Here is a 21,459-nt window from a genome sequence, read left to right on the forward strand (position 1 = left end):
GCTGGTCCGGTGTGAGCTTCCGGCTGGTCCGGTGGCAGCTCGCGGGCGGTCCGGCGGCGACACCGGTACGGCGGCGCGCCGGGTGGGCCGCCGATGCCGGGTCCGGTCGCGTACCGTTGCCGCTCATGGGTGTGTCGCAACGCTTGAAGAACAGGTTCCGCCGGTTCCTCCAGCGCCCGGGGACGACGGTCGACCTGGGGCCGTTGGAGAAGCTGCTGCCGGCCGTCGAGGCGCGCGAGGACGAGCTCTCCGCGCTCGACGACGCCGAGCTGACCGAGGTCGCCGGCAAGGCCACGAGCTACGAGGAGATCTGCGCGGTCGGCCGCGAGGCCGCCCGCCGCGGCCTCGACCAGCGGCCGTACGACGTGCAGCTGCTCGGCGCGATGGCGCTGCTCTCGGGCAAGGTCGCCGAGATGGCCACCGGTGAGGGCAAGACGCTCACCGCCGCCGTCGCCGCGTACGGGCACGTCCGGCTGGGCAACGGCCCGGTGCACGTGCTCACCGTCAACGACTACCTGGCCCGCCGTGACGCCCGCTGGATGGAGCCGGTCTACACGCTGCTCGGCCTGACGGTCGGCTGGGTCAACGAGGCGTCCACCCCGCAGGAGCGGCGCGACGCGTACGCCTGCGACGTCACCTACGTCTCGGTCAGCGAGGCCGGCTTCGACTACCTGCGCGACCAGCTCGTCACCGAGGTGGAGGACCGGGTGCAGCCGCCGCTGCGCACCGCGATCGTCGACGAGGCCGACTCGATCCTCATCGACGAGGCCCGGGTGCCGATGGTGCTCGCCGGCGCGGTCGCCGGCGAGCAGGATCCGGTGCACGCCGCCGCCGCGCAGGTGCGCGGCCTGCGCAAGGGCAAGCACTACACGGTGGCCGAGGACGGCCGCAGCGTCGCCTTCACCGCCGCCGGCCTGGCCGCCGTGGAGGCCCGCCTCGGCATCGACCTGTACGACGAGGAACACGTCGCACAGCTCTCCGCGGTGAACGTGGCGCTGCACGCGCACGCCCTGCTACACCGCGACGTCGACTACATCGTGCGCGACGGCTCCGTCGAGCTGATCGACGAGATGCGGGGCCGGGTCGCCCAGCGCCGGCGCTGGCCCGACGGGCTGCAGGCGGCGGTGGAGGCCAAGGAGGGCCTCGACGCCAGCGCCGAGGGCGAGGTGCTCGGCACCATCGCCGTGCAGGCGTACATCGGGCTCTATCCCAAGGTGTGCGGCATGACGGCGACCGCGGTGCTGGTCGGCGACCAGCTGCGGGAGTTCTTCGACCTGGAGGTGGCGGTGATCCCGCCGAACACCCCCTGCGTGCGTGAGGACGAGACGGACCGCATCTACGCCACCCGGGCGGAGAAGGAGGAGGCGCTGATCGACGAGATCAAGCGCCACCACGACCGCGGGCGGCCGGTGCTGGTCGGCACCCTGGACGTGAAGGAGTCCGAAGGGCTGGCGGCCGGTCTGAACACCGCCGGGGTGCCCTGCGTGGTGCTCAACGCGAAGAACGACGACGAGGAGGCGGCGATCATCGCCGAGGCCGGCGCGTACGGCGCGGTGACCGTCTCCACGCAGATGGCCGGCCGGGGCGTGGACATCCGCCTCGGCGGCAGCGACCAGGCCGACCGGGACCGGGTGGCCGAGCTGGGCGGCCTCTACCTGATCGGCAGCGGCCGGCACGACAGCCGGCGCGTCGACGACCAGCTGCGCGGTCGGGCCGGCCGCCAGGGCGACCCGGGTGGCTCGGTCTTCTTCGTCAGCCTGGAGGACGACCTGGTCGTGCGGCACGCCGGCGACGCCGTCCCGGCCTCGCCCCGGATGAACGCCGACGGCCTGGTGACCGACGAGCAGGTCGAGTACGCCGTGGAGCACGCCCAGCGGGTCGCCGAGGGCGTCAACCACGAGATCCACCGCAACACCTGGCGCTACAGCGTGGTCATCGAGCAGCAGCGCAAGGCCCTCGCGGAGCGCCGGGAGCGGCTGCTCACCAGCGACGTGGCGGCGCTGATGCTGCTGGAGCGGGTGCCGGAGAAGGCCGGCGAGATGGACGAGGACCTGCTGGCCCGGGTCGCCCGGTCGATCGCCCTGTTCCACCTCGACCGGCTCTGGGCCGAGCACCTCGCGGAGCTCTCCGAGGTGCGCGAGGGCGTGCACCTGCGCGCGCTCGGCCGGCTCGACCCGCTCGACGAGTTCCACCGGGCGGCGGTGCCGGCGTTCAACAACCTGGTCCCGGAGATCGAGCGGCGCACGATCGACACCTTCGAGGAGACGGAGTTCGAGGAGGGCTGGGAGCCGGACGAGGCGAAGCTGGTGCGGCCCAGCGCCACCTGGACCTACCTGGTGCACGACAACCCGTTCGGCTCGGAGCTGGACAGGTTGATCGCCTCTGTCGGTCGGCGACTCAGCTCCGCCTCGCGCTGACACATCGGCCCCTTCCGGCACCCGGTGCCGGAAGGGGCCCCCTTTTGCGCCGTTTCGACCCTGGTTTGCGAGGGTAGTAGGCCTCTGGTCCGAGGAGTCGGGAGAGAACCAGACATGGCACAGGTGACGGGGCCGGTCGGGCGTGCGATGGCACGCGCCGAGACGGCGGAGGCAGCGGGCCGGTGAACCTGGACATGCGGGATCCGGCCGTCGAACGGCTCGGTGTCCTGGAGACCGCCGCTCTGCTGCGCGAGCTGACCGCCGGGCTGATCGCCGTGGACGACTTCGACGAGGCACTGGACGCGCTGGTGCGTACGGCCCGCGACGCGGTGGCCGGCGTGAGCTGGTGCGGCTTCACCGCGCTGCGCGCCGGCGAGCCGGCCGGGGTGGCGGCCTCCGACGCCCGCCTGGCGGGCCTCGACGACCTGCGGCACGGCCCGGACTCGCCGGCGATGGACGCGATCCGGCGGCGGGAGATGATCCTCTCCGACCGGCTGGACCGTGAGGAGCGCTGGCCGGCCTGGACGCCGCGGGCGCGGGAGCTGGGCGTGCGCGGGGTGATCTCGGCGCCGGTCGACGTCGACGAGCAGGTGATCGGGGCGATCAACCTCTATGCCGGGGGCACCGACCTGCTCACCCCCGGGCACCAGCTCACCGCGATGCTGCTCGCCGAGCACGCCGGGCTGCTGCTCGCCGCCGTCCGGGACCGGGCGCGTAAGGCGGCGCGGGCCGGGGAGGCGGACTCCGCGGCCCTCGGCGACGGGGTGATCGGGCAGGCGATCGGCGTGATCATGACGCAGCGCGGCTGCCCGGCCGGGGAGGCGCTGGACGAGTGCGGCGCTGGCCAGGTCGTGCTGCGCAGTGCGCGGGACAACTGACCGGACGTCGTCACTCGACATCCCCGCTGCGGGAGGCCCGGGGCTCAGCCGTCGCGCGGGTAGCACCCTGACCGACACGCGCGAGCCTGGTCCATGCACCGTGTCGCGCCCCCGGGACAACTGACCGGACCGCACCCGGCACGACCGACCCGGACCGTACCCGCACCCGCCCGTTGCCGGTGTGGCCCGCGGGAGGCCCGGGGCTCCTGCTGTTTCGCCGGGGTGGCGCGCGGGTAGCACCCTGGACTGGCGACACGCGCGAGCCTGGGGAGGAACCATGCAGAGCCGGCTGCGGGTGCAGGGGCACCCTATCCAACCGATGCTGGTGACGTTCCCGTTCGGGCTCTTCGTGAGCGCGACCGTGTTCGACCTGACCGACGTGCTCGGCGGGCCGGCCTTCCTCGGCGAGGTGGGCTACTGGACGTCCGTGGCGGCCCTGTTCGCCGCCGCCCTGGCCGCCGTGGCCGGCATGATCGACCTGTGGGACGTCCCGGTGGACCGGACCCGCCGTACCGCGATCACCTTCAACCTGGTGAACGTGGGGATGGCCGCGCTGTTCCTGGTCGCCTGCCTCGTCCGCGCGGACGCGCCGCAGCGGGGCGCCTCGGTCGTGCTGCTGGTCACCGAGCTGGTCGCCCTGGGCGTCGGCGCGGTCGGCGTCTCGCTGGGTGCCCGGCTGGTTCGCCGCTTCGAGGCCGGCAGCCGCGCCGACGCCCGCGGCCTCGACGCCCTGGTCGACCGTCGCGACTCCACCGTCGACCTGGCCCACCACCGCCTCTGAGCGGCGGGCGGGGCGCGCTGCGGGTCAGTGGGACTCGGCGTGGTGGGCGGCCAGCACGTCGGCGCCGAAGTCGCTGTTGGGGCGGCGGAGCACGGTGTGCGCGTGGTTGCCGTCGTCGGCGGTGTTGTCGTACTCGATGAGCAGGTTGTCGCCCTGCACCCGGTAGTAGTGGCGCGTCGCGGGCGCCGTCGGGCCGGCCCAGGCGAAGTGCAGCTCGCCCACGCCCAGCCGCCGTGACTCCCGGATCGCCAACTCCGGCGGCAGCCGGTCCAGGTAGAGCGCCACGAGCTGGTCCAGCAGGGCCCGGCCGGTGGGGCCGAGCCGGTCGGCGGGCACCCCGAGCGGCTCCAGCGGCGCGTCGACCCGCGGGCGGGTGGCGCTGATGATGTCCCTGGGCGCCTCGTCGGCGACGACCGCCGCGGCCCGGGCCGCCGGACCCATGGCGTCGAGCAGGGCGTGGGCCAGGTCCTCCTCCACGGCCAGGGGTCGGGAGACGGGGCGGCCGGCGTACCGGACGGTGGCCGGATTGGCGCCGAGGAAGATCGGCGCGGGGGAGACCTGGTCGGCCACCACTGTCATGCCCACCGACAGGTGGTGCCCCTCCAGGCGCCACGCCCACGCGTCGTCGCGGGCCGGGTCGCCGAAGATGGCCACCCAGTAGTCGCCGCTGTGCCGGCCCCGGCGCCAGCCCTCGGCCCGGTCCAGCACCTCCTCCAACGCGACGATCGCCATGGCCTGCGCGTACGCCGACGGGCTCAGCGCCGTGGCCAGCAGCCGGTGCGCGGCCTTGCGTCCCGCGCGGTCGAGGTCGGCCAGGCAGACGCCGGGCCGGGGCCGCGGCCGGTACTCGAGCCAGCGGCGGGCCGCCTCGTCGTCGAAGCGGTGCACGGCGCGGGCGCGGGCGGGCTCGTCCAGCGCGCCCAGCAGGGCCGTGGCGGCGGTGCGCATCTGCTCGGGCAGGGGATCGTCCACCGACCCTGTATACCGGGCGTCGTGGGCGTGGCGTCGCCCGACCCGCCCGCCGCTCAGCCGGTCGACGCGGTCAGTAGCGCGAGCATCTCGGACAGGTCGAAGAAGCGGGCGGTCTCCACCGCCGACGGGCTGCCGTGGTGCGGGTCGGCCCCGGCGGCGAGCAGCGCCCGGATCGCCTCGGTGCTGCTGCGGAAGGTGGCGGCGGCCAGCGCGGTCTGCCCCCGGTCGTTGGTCCGCGAGTGGTCGGCACCCCGGGCGAGCAGCGCGGCGACGGTCTCCGGCCGGGCGTGGTACGCCGCCAGGATCAGCAGGGTGTCGCCCTTGTCGTTGGTCATGTCGACGGGCAGTCCCGCGTCGACGTAGTCGGCCAGTTCGGCGGTGGCGCCGTCGCGCGCCAGGTCGAACATCCGGTGCGCGAACGCCAGGGTCTCGGCGTCGAGTTCCTCACTCACCGGTCCAGGTTAGTCGGCGGCCGGCCTGGTACGTTGCTCGGCCGGCAGGCTGGGGGAGGGTTCGATGGACGACAGGGTCCACGTGGGCAACGCGGGCGTCGACGGGGCGACGAACGCCGGCTGGCTGCTCGGGCACTTCATGCCACCGGGCGACGCCCGGCACAGCGCCGACGTCGAGGTGAAGTGGGGGGTGCATCCGGCCGGGGAGACGCGTTCGCGGTGGGCCACGGGTGAGCGGCGCACGGCCCTGCTGGTGCTCGTCAGTGGCCGGTTCCGGGTCGAGTTGCCGGACCGGACGGTGGTGCTCGGCGAGCCCGGTGACTACGTGGTGTGGGGGCGGGGTGTGGACCACTCCTGGTACGCCGAACGGGAGTCGGTGGTGCTGACGGTGCGCTGGCCGTCGGTCCCCGGCTACCGGGTGGCGCCGCCGGTGCGCCGCTGACCAGCGTCCCGAGCGCTGGGATTGCATACTAAACCAGTAGGGTTAGGGGGCTATTCTGGTGGCACGTACCCGCCGAGCCGCGAGGACCGCCATGCCCGACCGACGTCCACCCGGCGCCGGCGATCCGCCGTCCGATGTGCACCGCCGAGCAGTGGAGGCCACGACCATGGCGCAGGCCGACGACCCGTCCCTGGTGCCGCCGCCGGGTTCCCGGGGCATCGACGAGATCCTGGCCACCGCCCGGGCGCGCCTGCGCCGGCTGGACCCGGAGCGCGCACATCTGGCGTACCGGGGCGGGGCTCTGCTGGTCGACATCCGCCCGGCCGCCCAGCGGGCCGCCCACGGCACGGTGCCCGGCTCGCTGGTGATCGAACGCAACGTGCTGGAGTGGCGCCTCGACCCCCGATGTCCGGCCCGGCTGCCCGAGGCGGTCGGCTACGACCTGCGGGTGGTGGTCATCTGCCAGGAGGGCTACACCTCCTCGCTGGCCGCCGCCGCCCTGCAGGAGCTCGGGCTACGCCACGCCACCGACGTCGTCGGCGGCTTCGTCGCCTGGCGGTTCGCCGGTCTGCCCGTGCTCGGCCCCACCCGCCGGGGCGTGCGTCCACTCTCGCGCCCCCGGTGAGCGTCGGCCCGCCGCCGTCCTGACCGCCGCGCCCGGTGCGGGAGGCTCGTCGTCCCGTCCCCGGTACGCCGGGCGCCGGCGGCTCGTGACGGGGTGCGCACCCACCGGGCCGCCGCCGTGCCCGGCCCCCGGCCGGCGGCGACACCCGCCTCGAGCACCGCGAACCGGGCGGGCACCCCCGTATCGGGGCATCCCGGCGACTCTGCTGTAATCATCAGGCTTCATACGCAGAGCGAGCAGTCGGCTCCGATGCGTTCGTCAATTGTCACAGTCATGCAACGCATTCGCCCCTTGACCCCCGCCCGGGTGCCGGGAAGCATCGATGAAGCGGCGTCCCGGGCCGTGGGGAGATACACCCGGACCAGCCAAGGAGGACCATGTCGGTCAGCCCCGCCTCGCCGCGCGCCGGCTGGCATACGTCCCAGCCCGCCGTTCCCGGCCGACCCCCCGGCGGCCAGCGTCGCCCCGTGACCATCGCCGCGCCGATGCTCACGGTGACCCTGAACATCCCGCTGGCGTGCGAGGAGTCGCTGACCCCGCCCGCGCGGCGGCTGCTGGAGGCCGCCCGGGAGATGTTGGAACGCGGCGAGGGCACCATCATCGCCGCCGTCGAGCGTCGGCCCGACCCGGTGCCGGCGGGGCGTTCCCCGGCCCGCCCGGTCGCCGCCACCATCCCCACCCTGCACATCCTCGCGTCGTCGCGGTCCGTGCTGCGCGACGGCCAGCCGTTGCCGCTGACCCGGCTGGAGTTCGACCTGTTGCTGCACCTCGTCGCGCACCCCCGTCGGGTGTTCACCCGGTTGCAGTTGCTCAACGCGGTCTGGGGCTACGAGCACGCCGGCGTGCGCACCGTGGACGTGCACGTCCGCCGGCTGCGCGGCAAGGTCGGCGTCGACGTCCCGCTGGTCACCACCGTCTACGGCGTGGGTTACCGGCTCGCCGACGACGCCCGCGTCACCATCGACCGCAGTAGCTGACCCCGCGCGGGCGCGCGCGGGGCCGACCCGTCGCCACCCCGCCCCGCGCGGCGGCGACGGGTGGCGGGGCACCATGGTCGGATGCGGATCCGACCCATCTCCCCGCAGCGGCTCGTCGCCGAGCTGACCGAGCGCCTCGCCGGCACCGACGCCCCGGGCCGGCTGCGGGTGGCCGTCGACGGGGCCCCGGCGGCCGGCCCGGACGAACTCGCCGGCGCGCTGGTCGACCCGCTGCGCGCCCTCGGCCGGCCCGCCCTGCACGTCCGTGCCGCCGACTTCCTCCGGCCCGCCTCGGTGCGCCTGGAGTACGGCCGGCGGAACCCCGACGCGTACTACGACGGCTGGGTCGACGAACCGGGGCTGCGCCGGGAGGTGCTCGACCCGGCCGGCCCCGACGGCACCGGCCGGGTGCTGCCCTCGCTCTGGGACGCCACCGCCGACCGGGCCAGCCGCGCCGCGTACGTGGACCTGCCCACCGGGGGCGTCCTGCTGGTCAGCGGGGCGCTGCTGCTCGGCGGTGGCCTGCCCTTCGACGTCACGGTCCACCTGGCGCTCTCGGCGGCGGCCCTGGCCCGGCGCACCGACCCGGCGCTGCGCTGGACGCTGCCCGCCTTCGCCCGCTACGCCGACGAGGTCGCGCCCGCCTCGTTCGCCGACGTCGTGGTGCGCGCCGACGATCCCCGGCACCCGGCCCTGGTCGAGCCCCCGGAGTCGCCCTGACGCCGATGGGCCCGAAAATCGTCGGTTTGCTCGGCGCCGCAGCGGGGTAATCGCCCGGCTCACAGAGCACGGGTGATCCGCCCGTGCCAGGACCGATCCGGCGTCGGGCGTACGGACCCGGTGCCCCGGCGGAACCTCAGGGCAGAAAGGCAGGCAGCGATGCTCGTCCACGACACGATCGGTACGGGCCGATCCCAGACGGAGGTCGACCAGATCCGGCGCTCCCTGCAGGCCCGCTACGACGAGCTGTCCGCGCAGTACGAGCAGGCGGTGCTGCAGAGCCACGTGCTGCGGCTGGTGGAGGTGGCTGACACCGCCGGCGACGACCAGGCCGACAGCGGCACCAAGACGGCGGAGCGGGACACCGCCCAGTCCCTGCTGCGCACCATCCTCGACCGCCGTGTCCAGTACGAGCACGCGCTGACCCGGCTGGAGGAGGGCACCTACGGCTTCTGCGAGGGCTGCGCCTCGGCGATCCCCGTCGAGCGGTTGGAGATCTTCCCCTCCGCGACCACCTGCGTGCAGTGCAAGCAGAACCGGGAGCGCCGGGCGGCCTGATCCCCGCCAACGGTTGCCGGTCGGTTCGGAACGCGGCGAGGTCGACTGATGGGTGAGATCAAGGTCGGCACCGCCTCCTGGACCGACCGGACGCTGCTGGACTCCGGCTGGTACCCGCAGACCGCCGACACCCCGGAGAAGCGGCTGGCGTACTACGCCCGCCAATTCCCGCTGGTCGAGGTCGACGCCACCTACTACGCGCCGCCCGCCGAGCGGACGGCGAGGCTGTGGGCCGAGCGCACCCCGGCCGGCTTCACCTTCAACGTCAAGGCGTTCAGCCTGCTCACCGGGCACCCCACCCGGGTCGGCGCGCTCTACAAGGATCTCCGGCCGGAGACGGGGAAGAAGAACCTCTACCATGGCGACCTGCCGGCGCAGGCGTACGAGGAGGTCTGGACGCGCTTCCTCGCCGCGCTGGACCCGCTGGTGGCGGCGGGCAAGCTCGGCGCGCTGCTGTTCCAGTTCCCACCCTGGTTCACCATCAGGCGGGACAACAAGCAGTACCTGCTGGAGGTGGCGAAACGGTGCGCCCCGCTGCGCCCGGTCTACGAGTTCCGCCACGCCTCCTGGTTCGACGGCGCCAACGCCGACGAGACCATCGCCTTCCTGCGCCAGCACCGACTCGCGTACGTCTGCGTGGACATGCCGCAGGGGCACCGCTCGTCGGTGCCCCCGGTGCTGGCCGCCACCGCGGATCTCGCGGTGGTCCGCTTCCACGGCCACAGCGACAGGTGGACCAGCCGGGACATCCACGAGAAGTTCGGCTACCGCTACTCGGAGCGGGAGTTGCGCGACTGGGCGCCGAAGCTGCGTGAGCTGGCCGACTCCACCGCGCAGACCCACGTGCTGATGAACAACTGCTACCGGGACTTCGCACAGACCAACGCGGCGACCCTCGCCGGGCTGCTCGACGCGGCCTGAGCGGGACCGCCTCACCCCGTCCGGGTGAGGACGCCTCACCCCGTCGTCGCGCAGCATGCACGGTGCGTGCCCGCGACCGGCGGGTGCGCCGGCTACACCACGGAGGTGGGTGGAGATGACGGTTCGGGTGGTGCCGGGCCGGCGGGTGCTGCACGTCGTCGGGTCGGCCGCCGGCGCCCGCCGGGCGCCGCGTCCCGTCCGGGTCGGGGTGACCCGGCAGCCGCGCGGCCCGGTGGGGCCGCCGCGCCGCGACGACGACCGACGCTGGGAGACCGACGTACGGGGGTGGGGAGATGGCTGAGCAGCTGCATTCCGCGTTCGAGTCCTCCATGGACAAGACGAATCTGATCCTGCGGGACATCGAGCAGGCCTACGGCTGGCCCAAGTCGCGGCGCAACCAGTCCTACTCGGCGCTGCGCACCGTGCTGCACCTGCTGCGCGACCGGATGCCGGTGCAGGAGAGCGTGGAGTTCGCCGCGCAGTTGCCGGTGCTCGTGCGCGGGATCTACTTCGACGGCTGGCAACCACAGGACGTGCCGGTGAAACTCAACCGGGACGACTTCCTGCTGGAGGTCCGGCAGGGCTTCCCGTACGACGTCGAGGGCGGCCCCGAACGTGTGGTGCGGGTGGTGCTGGAGACCCTGCGCCGGCACGTGACGCAGGGCGAGTGGGACGACGTGAAGGCCACCATGCCCCGCGACGTGGCGACCATGATTCCCTGACCCGCGCCGGCCCGCCCCGCCGCCCGGTGGGGCGGGCCACGCCGGTCAGGCCGGACACGCCGGCGCGGTCAGGTCGGCCCACGCGACGGCACGGTCAGGTCGGCGGGCCGGGCGGCGGGGGCCGGCGGTGTCCCCGGGTCCCGGCTGACCGACCGGCCGGCGCGGCGGGCGAGCGCGGCGAAGGCGGTCGCGTCGACGATGGCGGCGCCGCCGGGATCGTTGTTGAAATAGACGTACGCCGGCTCGTCGTCGCCGAACCCGTCGGCCAGCCGGCGCACCCAGGACGCGAGCGAGGTGCGGCCGTAGCGGGGCCACGGGGCGGCCCGCCCCTCGTGCAGCCGCAGGTAGCCGAAGTCGGTGGTGCGCCAGCGGGGCGCCACGGGCCGGCCGCGCCGGTCCGCCCAGACCAGCGCCGCCCGCCGCCGCTCCAGCACGGCGCGCGTGGAGTCGGTCCACCACGACGGGTGCCGGGGCTCGACGGCGACCCGCACCTCGGCGGGGAAGAGCCGCAGCGTGGCGTCCAGCGCCGCCGGGTCGGCGGTCAGGTTCGGCGGCAGTTGCAGCAGCACGGGGCCGAGCCGGTCGCCGAGCGCGGTGGCCCGGCCCAGGAAGCGGGCCACCGGCTCGGCCGGGTCACGCAGGCGCCTGATGTGCGTGAGGTAACGGCTCATCTTCACCGCCACGCAGAAGTCGTCCGGCGTGCGGTCCCGCCAGGCGGCGAAGGTGTCGCGCTCGGGCAGGCGGTAGAAGGCGTTGTTCACCTCCACGGTGGCGAACCGGGCGGCGAAGTGCTCCAGCCAGAGCCGCTGCGGCAGCGTGGGCGGATAGAAGGGGCCCCGCCAGTCGCGGTACTGCCACCCCGAGGTGCCGAGCAGGATCATCGGCCGGCCTGCCGCAGCTCGGTCATCGCGCACCTCCCGGTCGGGCAGCACCCATCCTGCCACCGCCGGCGCCCTCGCGCCGGGCGGCGACGCGACGCCAGGGGCGCCCGTCCCGCACCGGGCCGCACCCCTGCACCGCGAACCGCCGGTGTGGGCCGGAAAGACCGTCTACGGTGGGGTTACAGAAGATCGCGCGGGGGGTACCACCGCTGCACGACGGACCCCGGCGTAACCGGCGGGGCGGCACATCCCTAGGGAGCACCCATGGCACTCAACGACGACGACATGCAGACCACCAGCGGTGGCGGCCTCGAAGGTCCGGCCGACGGTGGCGCGACTCCCGGCCAGCACGACGGTGGCGCCGACGGCAGCGCGGAGGGTCCGGCCGACGGTGGCGCGACTCCCGGCCAGCACGACGGTGGCGCGGACGGCAGCGCGGAGGGTCCGGCCGACGGTGGCGCGACTCCCGGCCAGCACGACGGTGGCGCGGACGGCAGCGCGGAGGGTCCGGCCGACGGTGGCGCGACCCCCGGCCAGCACGACGGTGGCGCCGACGGCAGCGCCTGAAGGACCAGCCGTGACAGACATCGACCCGCCGGGCGGCCACGGCCGCCCGGCGGCGCCGTCCGTGGCCACCGACGCGCTCGCCCGTTGCGTCTGCGTCGAGCCGGCCAAGTTCGCCGCCGCCCACTGGGGACGTACGCCGCTGCTGTCGCGCGCCGACGAGCTGCCCAACCCGGCCGGCTTCACCGACCTGCTCAGCCCCGCCGACGCCGACGAGCTGCTCAGCCGCCGTGGCCTGCGTACCCCCTTCCTGCGGATCGCCAGGGACGGCCAGCTCGTGCCGGCGGCCCGCTTCACCGGCAGCGGCGGCGCCGGCGCGGAGATCGGCGACCAGGTCCTCGACGAGCGGGTCCTGGAGCTGTACGCCGGCGGCGCCACCCTCGTCCTGCAGGGCCTGCACCGCACCTGGCCGGCCCTGATCGACTTCACCCGAGAACTCGGCACCGCCGTCGGGCAGCCGTTGCAGGTCAACGCCTACCTGACCCCCGCCGGCAACCAGGGCTTCGCCACCCACTACGACACGCACGACGTCTTCGTCCTGCAGGTCGACGGCCGCAAGCACTGGCGCATCCACCCGCCGGTGCTGCCCGACCCGCTGGAGAAGCAGCCCTGGGGCGGCCGGGCCGACGAGGTCGCCGCCACGGCCGACGGACCCGCCGCGCTCGACGTGGTGCTCGCCCCCGGTGACGCGCTCTACCTGCCGCGCGGCTGGCTGCACAGCGCGCAGGCCCAGGAGTCCGCCTCCCTGCACCTGACCGTCGGGGTGCGGGCGCTGACCCGCTACGCCATGGTCGAGGAGCTGCTCGCCCTCGCCGCCGAGGACCAGCGGCTGCGCGCCACCCTGCCGTTCGGCACCGACCTGTCGGACCCGGACGCCATCGAGCCGGAGCTGACCGAGACGGTGGAGGCGCTGCGGGACTGGCTGCTGCGCGCCGACCCGGCGGCGATCGCCGCCCGGCTGCGGCAGCGGGCCTGGCCGGCCGCCCGCCCGGCGCCCATCCGGCCCCTGGCCCAGGCCGCCGCCCTGGCGGCGCTGGACGCCGACACCCGCCTCGCCCCACGCGGTGGCCTGCGGTGGCGGCTCGCCGAGCGGGGCGACCGGGTCGCGCTGGTGCTGTTCGACCGCACGATCACCCTGCCCGCGTCGTGCGCGCCGGCGGTGCGCGCCCTGCTCGGCGGCGAATCCGTCCGGGTCGGCGACCTGCCGGGCCTCGACGACGACGCCGACCGGCTCACCCTGGCCCGCCGCCTGCTGCGCGAGGCGGTGCTGGTCCCCGCCTGATCGACGTCGGCCGGCACGGCCCGGTCCGTAGGTCGCCCCGCGCGGGGCAACGTGCGGCGCGGCGCGGGATCAGCGGACGGCCAGCAGCAACGCGACGGTGGTCACCAGCCCGGCGACGAGCACGACGGTCATCGGCCGCGGGCCGAGCACGGCGTGCCGGCGGTCGGCGAGGAGCTTCGCGGGCACGAGACCCACCAGCGGGCCCAGCAGCGTCACCACCAGGGCCAGCACCGGCAGCCCGACCCCCAACTCGCCGCCGTACCGCTCGCCCGCCGCGCGGGCCGCCCCGCCGAGTACGTACGCGAACACCGCGCCGGCCACCCCGCACAACGCCAGCAGCGGGTTGACCGAGGCCGGCAGCTCACCCGGCTGGCGGGTGCGGTTGAGCAGGTCCCGCACGCCGGCCAGCAGCACAGCCGGGTCGCCCGTCGCGCCCGCCGCCGGCGCCGGGGGGCCGCCCGCGCGCCGCCCCGCGCCACCGAGCCGATCGCGCAGCGACTGCCACAGCTCGGCGACCTCGGCGTCCACCCGCTCCTGTTCCTCCCGGGCGTCGACCAACTCCCGCTCCGCGCGCCGCAGCTCCGCCTCCGCCTCGGCGACGGCCCGCTCGGCGGCGGCACACTGCTCGGCGTGCCAGGTGTGTGCCTCGGCCCGCTGGGCGCGCAGCCGGGCGTTCAGCTCGGCCAGCCGACGGATCTGGGCCACGTACGACTGACTGGTCACCGGTTCGTTCATCGCGCCGGCCCGTAGGGAATGATCACCTGACCGGTGCGGTGCACCGACCGGTCGAAGAACAACCCCCGCCACGGGCGGGGATACCAGTCCGGGCCGCCGGTGCCCGGATACAGCGAACCCAGCTCACCACCGTGGGCGTCCAGCGCCACCCAGGCGCCGATCTGGTCCGTCCGGGCGGCCGGCCCGCCCAGGTCCGCCCGCATCCGGGCCACCCCCCGCCACCAGGCCAGCACGTGGGTGCGCCGCTCCGGCCCGTCGTGCAGGATCCGGCGCAGCTCCTCCAGCCCGCTGCGCCGCCCGACGCGCGCCGCCAGCGCCCCCGCCGCCGCGTCGACGGCGAACAGCAGCAGGTAGTGCGGGGGACCCGGCGCTTCGAGCCCCTCGGCGGCCTCGACCATCAGCTCGCCGACGGTCTCCTCGTCGTACCAGGCGGCGTCGTCGGCGAGGTCGTCGTAGAGGGCTCGGGCGGCCGGGTCGGCGTCCGGGTCGAGGCAGGCGATGGAGAACCGGGCCGTGCCGGGACGGTGCTGGCGGGCCAGGGAACGGGCCGCCGCGTCGAGCACCGCGCACGCCTCGTCCACCCGGGTGCCCAGCACCGCCAGGTTGCGGCCGGGCGCCCGGGGCAGCCGCAGCACCGCCGAGCGGGCCTGGACGTCGATGATCTCGCCGAGCAGCGCGACCGGCGCCCGCGCGAGCCCCGTCTCCGGCGCGCTCAGCGCCCGGAAGTCCGGCGCGTCGGCGAGCCGGGGGATCGCGTCGCCGTCGAAGAGCCGCGCCGGTGCGGCGTCCTGCGGCCGCATCCGCCACAGCCGGTGCTGCAACTCGCTCCACGTCTCCCAGTCGCTGGCCGACGGTATCCGGGCCACCTCGTTGCCCTCCGCCATGCCGGACTCCGCGTTGACCACCGCGTGGTGGCGCGGCAGGGACTGGGCGGCGTCGTTGCGTTCGGCGAGGATCCGCAACGCCTTCGGCAGCGCGATGCGCAGCGTGAACTGCGCGACCAGGGCCGGGCGCCCCCACAGCGCCTCGATGCCGCGCACGTCCTGCGAGGCGAGGACCAGGTGGATGCCCTGGGACCGGCCCCGCCGGGCCAGGTCCTCCAGCAGGTCGGCGGACTCCCGGGCGACCACGTCGCGCCCGGCCAGCAGCATCTGGAACTCGTCGACCACGGCGACGATCCGCGGCCAGTGCCCCGTCGGGTCGACCGCGCGCAGCTCCGCGAGTTTGGTGACCTCGTGCTTCTTCGCGGCGTCGGCCCGCCGGCGCAGCTCCTCGGCGAGGAAGCGCAGCAACGCCAGGCCGAACTCGCGGTCGGTGTTGACGTTGATCCCGACCAGCCGCATGTGCGGCAGCCAGCTCGGGTCCCGCCGACCCTGGGCGAACCGGGCGAAGGACACCCCCTCCTTGAAGTCCAGCAGATAGAACTCCAGCTCGGCGGGGGAGTAGCGGGCGGCCAGCGCGCCGATCCAGGCGAAGATCAGGTTCGTCTTGCCGGTGCCGGACGGGCCGCCGATCAGCGCGTGCGGCGGATAGTCGCCGAGGGTCAACAGCACGGGCCGGCCGTGCGGTCCCTCGCCGATCGGGGCGGTCAGCCCGCCGCCCGAGTTCTCCCGCCACATCTGCTCCACCGGCGGCAGCAGGTCGGTGAACGGGGTGGGGGCCGGGCCGGCGTTGACCCGCGCCGCCACCTCCCGGCACGTCTCGGTGACCAGGGTCGACGGGGGCGGCGGGTCGAGGCGTACGGGCAGGCCGCTCGGCCCGCCGATGCGGGCGCCGTCGGCGTGCGCGCCCACCCGGGTCACGGTGGGATCCTCCGGCAGCGGCACGCCCCGGACCACCAGGTGCACCCCGCAGGCCGCCCCGGTACGCACCACCCGGTCGAGCTGCCCGCGTTCGTGCCGGGACAGCTCGTCCCCGCCCAGCAGCACCGCCACCCGCCACGGCTCGGGCCGGCGACCGGTGACGGCGGCCAGCTCGCGCAGCGAGCCGTACTCCCCGGCCAGCACCGTCTCGTTGATCCGGCGGATCTGTTCCACCAGGTCGTCGAGCAACCGGGCCAGCCCGCCGGGGCCGACGAAGGTGAGCAGCCCGGCGGTGCTCAGCGGGGCGAAGCCGGCCAGGCCACCGCCCAGGTGCTCCGGGTCGTAGCCGATCAGCCGGACGGCGCCGGGGTCGGCGCGACCGACGCCGCGCAGCAGCAGCGCCGACACCACCGCCTCGCAGCCCGCCCGGTCGCCGTCGGTCAGCTCGACGTGCCCGGCGTCGAGCAGCGGCACCAGCGCCGGCACCGGTTCGGCGCCCGGGATGCGTACGGTGCCGATGCGCAGGGCACCCGGCGGTTCGGCCCGGCGGGTCGGGGTGGGTCGCCACCGCGTCCAGTCCGCCGACGCGGCCCCGGGCGCCTCCCGCTGCGCGGCGTCCGCCGCGTGCCGGGCCAGCTCGGCGATCCGCGCGGCGTGCCGGTCGTCGATCTCCGCCAGCCTTCGGTCGCGTTGCGCGCCCACCCGCTCCGGTACGGCCGCCGCGGCCCGCCGGACCTTCGCCAGCCGCTCCCGGGCCGAGGCCAGCTCGCCCTGGGCGGTCGACAGGCGGGCCCGGGTCGTGCCGAGGGCGTCGCCGAGCATGCCCCGGACCCGGGCGACCAGCTGGGTGCGCCGGTCAGCCATCGACGCCCCGACCGCGTGGGTCCGTGGTGCCGCCCGCGGCCGGCCGGCCCGCGGGTGGGCTCGACCAGACGCGTCCGGCGGACCCCGCCGGCCGTCCGCCGGCCGCGTCCTCGCCGCCCGGCCGCCCGCCGCCCGCCGCCGCGCCCCGTCGCGCCGGCGGGCTGCCGCCCGGATCCGCCGGGGGGCCGTCGGCGGCCCCGTCCGGCCGGGTGTCGTCCGCGCCCGGGGAGCCGCCCGCCCGGTCCCGGGTCGCTGCCGCGTCGCGGGCGGCCTCGGCACGGTCGCGGGCCGCGGCCTGGTCGTGGGCCGCGGCCACCCGCTCCCGGGCGGCGGTGGCCTGGTCGTGGGCCGCCGCCGCCCGGTCCTGGGCCACCGCGACGCGTTCCCGCCCGGCGGCCACCCGGCCCTGCGCGGCGGCGGCGCGGCGCTGCCAGTCGGCGTCGTCGGCCCGGTTGCGGGCGGTCTCGTCCTGTCGGTCCCGCCCGGCGGTGGCGCGCTGCTGCCGGGCGGTCTCGGCCCGCCGGGCCCGTTCGTCGTCGGTGGGCAGGTCGCGGCCGAGCCGGTCCAGCAGCACCCCGGTGAGCACCCCCGCGGTGACCGCCGGGTCGGCGGCGTGCGGCTGCTCCGCCTCGCCGCGCCGGGGTGGAGGCATCCGGCAGACCCGGGTCAGCAGGGTGTCCAGCACCGCCGGGGGCAGGCCGGGCAACAGGTCCCGGACCCGGCCGTCCAGCTCGCGGTGCAACCGTCCGAGATCCTCCGCGCGCGGCGGGTGCCCGAGCAGCTCCCCGGCCAGCTCGCGCAGCAGCGGCGGGGCCACCGCGGCCAGGCCCAGGCCGACGTCGGCGTGCGCGCGGCGCAGTTCGGTGTGCAGCCGGCCCCGGTCGCCGGCGCGGACCCCGCCGACCACCCGGCGCAGCAGCTCCCGAGGGTCGTCGACGTGCTCGGCGGGCTCGTCGGGCTGGCCCTCCCGGCCGCCCGTCAGCTCGGCCACCCGTACCGACCACCAGCGGCGGGGGGCGGGCCCAGCGGCCGGTTCCGGCGCGGCGGCACCCGGTGCCGCCCTGCGCGGCGCGTCGTGCGCGGGCCGGCGCTGCTCCTCCCGCGCTCCCGGGGGTGCGGAGCCGTCGGCGGCCAGCCCGATCGCGGCCAGGTACGCCGACAACTGCTCCTGCGCGACGCGCAGCGCGTACCCGGCGGTCTCGGCGTGCTCGGTGGCGGCGGAGAGTTCCGGCACCCCCATCGGGTTGGCCGACTCCTGCCGGACCCAGCGCAGCCGCTCCGCGGCCGCGCCGAACTTGTCCAACGCCAGGGCCAGCTGCGCCACCGGCAGGTCGTCGGCGGCGGCGCGGACCTGGGCGGCGATGTCCTCGACGATGGACACGACCGGCCTCAGAGCGTCGCGACGTAGAGTTGCGCCTGCTCGACGGCGACGAGTGTCGCGGCGAGGCACTCCTCCAGCTCCTGGCTGGCCTGGGTCAGCGAGGACTGGGCCGCCTCGACCGTCTCGTGCCCGCTGCCCTCCAGGGCGCCGGCCAGGGTCTGCTGCGCCTCGGCCAGCTTCTCGCCGGCCGCCTGCACGGCGCTCTGGCCGTCGCCGATCTGTTGCAGCGCGACATCGATGGCTGCCTTGAGCTCGGCGACGCTCGCCACGGCGAAACCTCCTGGGGGCGGGGAGGCCTCCATTACAGCCTATCCCTCACGGTGAGAGAAAATCCGTCCTGTCAGTGTTCCCGCCCCGCTGACCGGTTGTCGACCGGAAGGGGCATCGGTCCGGTCAACGGGACTGTCCGGGTGCGCCGATCCGCTCCCGCAGCCACCTCGGCCCGTACACCTCGGCGCCCCGCGCGGTGACGCGTTCCCGCAGCTCACGGTCGGCGGTGACGACCAGCCGGCGGCGCTGCGGCGCGGCGGCGACCAGCTCGACGACGGCGTCGTCCCCGGAACCGGGGGCAGCGACCACCCGGACGGCGGCGGTGCCCGCCACGTCCCGCGCCCGGCCCTCCACCACCAGCACCACCTCCACCGCCGGCGGCAGCTCCGGGGGGAGCCCGGCGGCGCGGACCGCCGCCAGCGAGTCGCGCAGCCGGACGGTCGCGCCGGCCCGGTCGCGCCACCAGCCGTCCGGGCGGGAACCCACCACGTTGGCGGCGTCCACGATCAACAGCGGCGTCGTCGGCTCCATCCCGCCAGCCTGCCACCCGCCCGGCCCGTCGGTGGGCATCCACCCCGGCGGGTGGCGCAGGGCGTTTGTCGGGGCGGGCGTCGGGTAGCCCCTGGCGACCGTGTCGCACCCGACTGCGGAGGACAGACATGATGGGACCCGGTGACTTCGGCTCCGACCCCTGGGACGAGTTCCTGGCCCGGTACTTCGGCCGGGGTGAGGGTGGGCGCCGCCCCGCACACCGGGTCGACATCACCCGACTGATGACCGCCGACGCCAGGGAGATGCTGGCCGACGCGGCCCGTCGGGCCGCCCAGCGGCACAGCAGCGACCTCGACACCGACCACCTGCTCTGGGCGGCGCTGCAACGCGAGCCGCTGCGTGACCTCGTGCGCCGCGCCGGCGCCGACCCGGACACGCTGCTCAACGCGCTCGGCGGGCGCGGCGACGGGGCGCCCGGGGGCGAGGTGCCGCCCAACCTGTCGCTCACCCCGGCGGCCAAGCGGGCGTTGCTCGACGCCCACCAGCTCTCCCGGGCGATGGGCGCCAACTACATCGGCCCCGAGCACATCCTGATGGCGCTGCCGCTGAACCCGGAGTCCCCGGCCGGGCGGATGCTCGCCGCCGGGCGGATCCAGCCCGAGTCGTTGCAGGCGGCCAGCGCCGAGCGCGGGCCGATGACCGGGCCGAAGCCCGACCGTGGCACGCCCACCCTGGACCAGTACGGCCAGGACCTCACCGACCTGGCCCGCAACGACCAGATCGACCCGGTGATCGGCCGGGCCGACGAGATCGAGCAGGCCATCGAGATCCTGTCCCGGCGGACGAAGAACAACCCGGTGCTGATCGGTGAGGCGGGCGTCGGCAAGACCGCGATCGTGGAGGGCCTGGCGGAGCGGATCTGCGACGGCGACGTGCCGCAGACCCTGCTCGGCAAGCGGGTGATCCAGCTCGACCTGGCCGGCCTGGTGGCGGGCACCCGGTACCGGGGTGACTTCGAGGAGCGGCTCAAGAAGGTCATCGACGAGATCCGGGCCCACCGTGAGGAGCTGATCGTCTTCCTGGACGAGATCCACACCCTGGTCGGGGCGGGCGGGTCCGGCAGCGAGGGCGGCATGGACGCCTCCAACATGCTCAAGCCGGCGCTGGCCCGTGGCGAGCTGCGGGTGGTCGGCGCGACCACGCTGGACGAGTACCGCAAGAGCATCGAGAAGGACGCGGCGCTGGCCCGCCGGTTCCAGCCGGTGTTCGTGCCGGAGCCCACCGTCGAGGACACCGTGGCGATCCTGCGCGGGCTGCGCGACCGCTACGAGGCCCACCACCAGGTGCGGTTCACCGACGAGGCGCTCGTCGCCGCCACCGAGCTCTCCGACCGCTACGTCACCGACCGGTTCCTGCCGGACAAGGCGATCGACCTGATCGACCAGGCCGGCGCCCGGGTCCGGCTGCGTACCCGCACCCCCGCCTCCGACGTGCGGGAGTTGGAGAACCAGCTCGACGAGGTACGCCGGGACAAGGAGCAGGCCGTCGCCGACGAGCAGTACGAGCGGGCGTCCGCGCTGCGCGACCGGCTCGCCGAGCTGGAGGAGCAGATGGGTCGCGCCCGGGGCGACGACGGCGTCTCCTCGCAGGTGCCGGCGGTCGGGACGCAGGAGATCGCCGAGGTGGTCTCCCGGGCCACCGGCATCCCGGTCAGCCAGCTCACCGAGGAGGAACGCGACCGGCTGCTGCGCCTGGAGGGTCACCTGCACGAGCGCGTGGTCGGCCAGGAGGACGCGGTCACCGCGGTCGCCGAGGCGGTCCGCCGGTCCCGGGCCGGGCTGGCGGACCCGGACCGTCCGATGGGCAGCTTCCTCTTCCTCGGGCCCACGGGTGTCGGCAAGACCGAGCTGGCCCGGGCGCTCGCGGAGGCGCTGTTCGGCGAGGCCGACCGGATGGTCCGGGTGGACATGAGCGAGTTCCAGGAGCGGCACACGATCAGCCGGCTCGTGGGCGCCCCGCCCGGGTACATCGGCTACGAGGAGGCCGGCCAGCTCACCGAGGCGGTGCGCCGCCGCCCGTACGCGGTGGTGCTGCTCGACGAGATCGAGAAGGCCCATCCCGACGTGTTCAACATCCTGTTGCAGGTGCTCGACGACGGGCGGCTCACCGACAGCCAGGGCCGCACCGTCAGCTTCAAGAACACTGTGTTGATCATGACGAGCAACCTGGGTTCGGAGCTGATCAGCGGCGCCCAGCGCGCCGTCGGGTTCGGCACCGGCGCCGACGGCGGCGAGCAGGAGCGCGACGAGCTGCGCGAGCGGCTGATGCGCCGGTTGCAGGAGAACTTCCGCCCCGAGTTCCTCAACCGCATCGACGAGGTGATCATTTTCCGCCGGCTGGAGGCCGAGCAGTTGCGCCAGATCACCGGCCTGCTGCTGGAGGAGACCCGCCGGCGCCTGCACGCGCAGGACATCGGTGTCGACTTCACCACCGCCGGCGTCGACTGGATCGCCGAGCACGGCTACCAGCCGGAGTTCGGCGCCCGGCCGTTGCGCCGGGTCATCCAGCGGGAGGTGGACAACCATCTCTCCCGGATGCTGCTGGAATCGGCGATCTCACCCGGGCAGAAGGTCACAGTGGACGCCCGCGACGGGCGGCTCACCTTCGACGTGGCCGCCGGCGAGCGCGGCCACGCGGCGGCCACCACGTCACATCCCCGATGA

At 75.4% G+C, this 21,459-nt stretch carries 22 protein-coding genes; 14 read left to right on the forward strand and 8 right to left on the reverse strand.

Going from position 1 to position 21,459, the window contains the following annotated elements:
• Positions 1-125 precede the first annotated feature (125 nt).
• From secA2 to ACQ452_RS13030, 3 genes are all read left to right on the forward strand, one after another.
• Positions 126-2,417 carry an accessory Sec system translocase SecA2 gene (gene secA2 / locus ACQ452_RS13020; protein WP_433393481.1) on the forward strand — a complete coding sequence of 764 codons (2,292 nt, stop codon included), beginning with the start codon at positions 126-128 and terminating at the stop codon, positions 2,415-2,417.
• Positions 2,418-2,599: 182 nt separating this feature from the next.
• Complete coding sequence (locus ACQ452_RS13025; protein ID WP_433393483.1) at positions 2,600-3,295, forward strand: GAF domain-containing protein; 696 nt, start codon at positions 2,600-2,602, stop codon at positions 3,293-3,295.
• A 277-nt stretch (positions 3,296-3,572) separates the two neighbouring features.
• Positions 3,573-4,076, forward strand: a complete 504-nt coding sequence (locus ACQ452_RS13030; protein ID WP_433393484.1) for a DUF2231 domain-containing protein — start codon at positions 3,573-3,575, stop codon at positions 4,074-4,076.
• 24 nt (positions 4,077-4,100) lie between these two features.
• Here ACQ452_RS13030 and ACQ452_RS13035 read toward each other — a convergent pair whose 3' ends face one another.
• Complete coding sequence (locus tag ACQ452_RS13035; RefSeq protein ID WP_433393486.1) at positions 4,101-5,048, reverse strand: DUF3500 domain-containing protein; 948 nt, start codon at positions 5,046-5,048, stop codon at positions 4,101-4,103.
• 53 nt (positions 5,049-5,101) lie between these two features.
• Positions 5,102-5,500 (reverse strand): ankyrin repeat domain-containing protein, encoded by a 399-nt coding sequence (locus ACQ452_RS13040; protein ID WP_433393487.1) that lies wholly within the window; start codon positions 5,498-5,500, stop codon positions 5,102-5,104.
• 64 nt (positions 5,501-5,564) lie between these two features.
• On the opposite strand from ACQ452_RS13040, the gene ACQ452_RS13045 reads away from it, so the two are divergent.
• The 8 genes from ACQ452_RS13045 (at position 5,565) to ACQ452_RS13080 (ending at position 10,465) form a co-directional block, all read left to right on the forward strand.
• On the forward strand, positions 5,565-5,942 hold the full coding sequence (locus ACQ452_RS13045) for a signal peptidase I (RefSeq protein ID WP_433393489.1): 378 nt from the start codon (positions 5,565-5,567) through the stop codon (positions 5,940-5,942).
• Between the two features lie 166 nt (positions 5,943-6,108).
• Positions 6,109-6,567, forward strand: a complete 459-nt coding sequence (locus ACQ452_RS13050) for a rhodanese-like domain-containing protein (protein WP_433394127.1) — start codon at positions 6,109-6,111, stop codon at positions 6,565-6,567.
• Positions 6,568-6,944: 377 nt separating this feature from the next.
• Positions 6,945-7,544: a winged helix-turn-helix domain-containing protein gene (locus tag ACQ452_RS13055; RefSeq protein WP_433393491.1), complete on the forward strand. Its 600-nt coding sequence runs from the start codon at positions 6,945-6,947 to the stop codon at positions 7,542-7,544.
• Between the two features lie 81 nt (positions 7,545-7,625).
• Positions 7,626-8,264: a uridine kinase gene (locus ACQ452_RS13060; protein ID WP_433393492.1), complete on the forward strand. Its 639-nt coding sequence runs from the start codon at positions 7,626-7,628 to the stop codon at positions 8,262-8,264.
• A gap of 159 nt (positions 8,265-8,423) precedes the next feature.
• Positions 8,424-8,822, forward strand: coding sequence for a TraR/DksA family transcriptional regulator (locus ACQ452_RS13065; protein ID WP_433393494.1), 399 nt, complete (start codon positions 8,424-8,426; stop codon positions 8,820-8,822).
• A gap of 48 nt (positions 8,823-8,870) precedes the next feature.
• Positions 8,871-9,743 carry a DUF72 domain-containing protein gene (locus ACQ452_RS13070; RefSeq protein ID WP_433393496.1) on the forward strand — a complete coding sequence of 291 codons (873 nt, stop codon included), beginning with the start codon at positions 8,871-8,873 and terminating at the stop codon, positions 9,741-9,743.
• Positions 9,744-9,858: 115 nt separating this feature from the next.
• Positions 9,859-10,044, forward strand: a complete 186-nt coding sequence (locus ACQ452_RS13075) for a hypothetical protein (RefSeq protein WP_433393497.1) — start codon at positions 9,859-9,861, stop codon at positions 10,042-10,044.
• Entirely contained in the window at positions 10,037-10,465 is a 429-nt protein-coding gene (locus ACQ452_RS13080; RefSeq protein ID WP_433393499.1) for a DUF2267 domain-containing protein, read from the forward strand. The genes ACQ452_RS13075 and ACQ452_RS13080 overlap by 8 nt, the downstream gene beginning before the upstream one ends.
• A gap of 68 nt (positions 10,466-10,533) precedes the next feature.
• Here ACQ452_RS13080 and ACQ452_RS13085 read toward each other — a convergent pair whose 3' ends face one another.
• Complete coding sequence (locus ACQ452_RS13085; protein ID WP_433393501.1) at positions 10,534-11,409, reverse strand: DUF72 domain-containing protein; 876 nt, start codon at positions 11,407-11,409, stop codon at positions 10,534-10,536.
• A gap of 201 nt (positions 11,410-11,610) precedes the next feature.
• Between ACQ452_RS13085 and ACQ452_RS13090 the strand changes: the two genes are divergently transcribed.
• Together ACQ452_RS13090 and ACQ452_RS13095 are read left to right on the forward strand one after the other, a co-directional pair.
• Entirely contained in the window at positions 11,611-11,913 is a 303-nt protein-coding gene (locus ACQ452_RS13090) for a hypothetical protein (protein WP_433393503.1), read from the forward strand.
• Between the two features lie 10 nt (positions 11,914-11,923).
• Complete coding sequence (locus ACQ452_RS13095; protein WP_433393505.1) at positions 11,924-13,192, forward strand: cupin domain-containing protein; 1,269 nt, start codon at positions 11,924-11,926, stop codon at positions 13,190-13,192.
• Positions 13,193-13,261: 69 nt separating this feature from the next.
• Here the strand turns inward: ACQ452_RS13095 and ACQ452_RS13100 are convergent, their stop codons facing one another.
• From ACQ452_RS13100 to ACQ452_RS13120, 5 genes are all read right to left on the reverse strand, one after another.
• Positions 13,262-13,927 (reverse strand): hypothetical protein, encoded by a 666-nt coding sequence (locus ACQ452_RS13100; RefSeq protein ID WP_433393507.1) that lies wholly within the window; start codon positions 13,925-13,927, stop codon positions 13,262-13,264.
• Complete coding sequence (locus ACQ452_RS13105; RefSeq protein WP_433393509.1) at positions 13,924-16,593, reverse strand: FtsK/SpoIIIE domain-containing protein; 2,670 nt, start codon at positions 16,591-16,593, stop codon at positions 13,924-13,926. The genes ACQ452_RS13100 and ACQ452_RS13105 overlap by 4 nt, the downstream gene beginning before the upstream one ends.
• Positions 16,586-17,974: a hypothetical protein gene (locus ACQ452_RS13110; protein WP_433393511.1), complete on the reverse strand. Its 1,389-nt coding sequence runs from the start codon at positions 17,972-17,974 to the stop codon at positions 16,586-16,588. The genes ACQ452_RS13105 and ACQ452_RS13110 overlap by 8 nt, the downstream gene beginning before the upstream one ends.
• 8 nt (positions 17,975-17,982) lie before the next feature.
• Positions 17,983-18,243, reverse strand: a complete 261-nt coding sequence (locus tag ACQ452_RS13115) for a hypothetical protein (protein ID WP_089000636.1) — start codon at positions 18,241-18,243, stop codon at positions 17,983-17,985.
• Positions 18,244-18,367: 124 nt separating this feature from the next.
• A complete protein-coding gene (locus ACQ452_RS13120) occupies positions 18,368-18,775 on the reverse strand; it encodes a hypothetical protein (protein WP_433393513.1) in 408 nt (135 codons plus the stop codon).
• A 128-nt stretch (positions 18,776-18,903) separates the two neighbouring features.
• Between ACQ452_RS13120 and ACQ452_RS13125 the strand changes: the two genes are divergently transcribed.
• Positions 18,904-21,459 carry an ATP-dependent Clp protease ATP-binding subunit gene (locus ACQ452_RS13125; protein WP_433393515.1) on the forward strand — a complete coding sequence of 852 codons (2,556 nt, stop codon included), beginning with the start codon at positions 18,904-18,906 and terminating at the stop codon, positions 21,457-21,459.

This window comes from Micromonospora sp. KLBMP9576 (assembly GCF_050941805.1).
In the GTDB taxonomy this organism is placed as follows: domain Bacteria; phylum Actinomycetota; class Actinomycetes; order Mycobacteriales; family Micromonosporaceae; genus Micromonospora.

What these genes read in the sequence shown, in the direction of transcription:
- secA2 (WP_433393481.1), top strand. Translation starts at nt 126, where the DNA reads ATGGGTGTGTCGCAACGCTTGAAGAACAGGTTCCGCCGGTTCCTCCAG.
- ACQ452_RS13030 (WP_433393484.1), top strand. Translation starts at nt 3,573, where the DNA reads ATGCAGAGCCGGCTGCGGGTGCAGGGGCACCCTATCCAACCGATGCTG.
- ACQ452_RS13045 (WP_433393489.1), top strand. Translation starts at nt 5,565, where the DNA reads ATGGACGACAGGGTCCACGTGGGCAACGCGGGCGTCGACGGGGCGACG.
- ACQ452_RS13050 (WP_433394127.1), top strand. Translation starts at nt 6,109, where the DNA reads ATGGCGCAGGCCGACGACCCGTCCCTGGTGCCGCCGCCGGGTTCCCGG.
- ACQ452_RS13055 (WP_433393491.1), top strand. Translation starts at nt 6,945, where the DNA reads ATGTCGGTCAGCCCCGCCTCGCCGCGCGCCGGCTGGCATACGTCCCAG.
- ACQ452_RS13060 (WP_433393492.1), top strand. Translation starts at nt 7,626, where the DNA reads ATGCGGATCCGACCCATCTCCCCGCAGCGGCTCGTCGCCGAGCTGACC.
- ACQ452_RS13065 (WP_433393494.1), top strand. Translation starts at nt 8,424, where the DNA reads ATGCTCGTCCACGACACGATCGGTACGGGCCGATCCCAGACGGAGGTC.
- ACQ452_RS13070 (WP_433393496.1), top strand. Translation starts at nt 8,871, where the DNA reads ATGGGTGAGATCAAGGTCGGCACCGCCTCCTGGACCGACCGGACGCTG.
- ACQ452_RS13075 (WP_433393497.1), top strand. Translation starts at nt 9,859, where the DNA reads ATGACGGTTCGGGTGGTGCCGGGCCGGCGGGTGCTGCACGTCGTCGGG.
- ACQ452_RS13080 (WP_433393499.1), top strand. Translation starts at nt 10,037, where the DNA reads ATGGCTGAGCAGCTGCATTCCGCGTTCGAGTCCTCCATGGACAAGACG.
- ACQ452_RS13090 (WP_433393503.1), top strand. Translation starts at nt 11,611, where the DNA reads ATGGCACTCAACGACGACGACATGCAGACCACCAGCGGTGGCGGCCTC.
- ACQ452_RS13100 (WP_433393507.1), bottom strand. Translation starts at nt 13,927, where the DNA reads ATGAACGAACCGGTGACCAGTCAGTCGTACGTGGCCCAGATCCGTCGG.
- ACQ452_RS13105 (WP_433393509.1), bottom strand. Translation starts at nt 16,593, where the DNA reads ATGGCTGACCGGCGCACCCAGCTGGTCGCCCGGGTCCGGGGCATGCTC.
- ACQ452_RS13120 (WP_433393513.1), bottom strand. Translation starts at nt 18,775, where the DNA reads ATGGAGCCGACGACGCCGCTGTTGATCGTGGACGCCGCCAACGTGGTG.
- ACQ452_RS13125 (WP_433393515.1), top strand. Translation starts at nt 18,904, where the DNA reads ATGATGGGACCCGGTGACTTCGGCTCCGACCCCTGGGACGAGTTCCTG.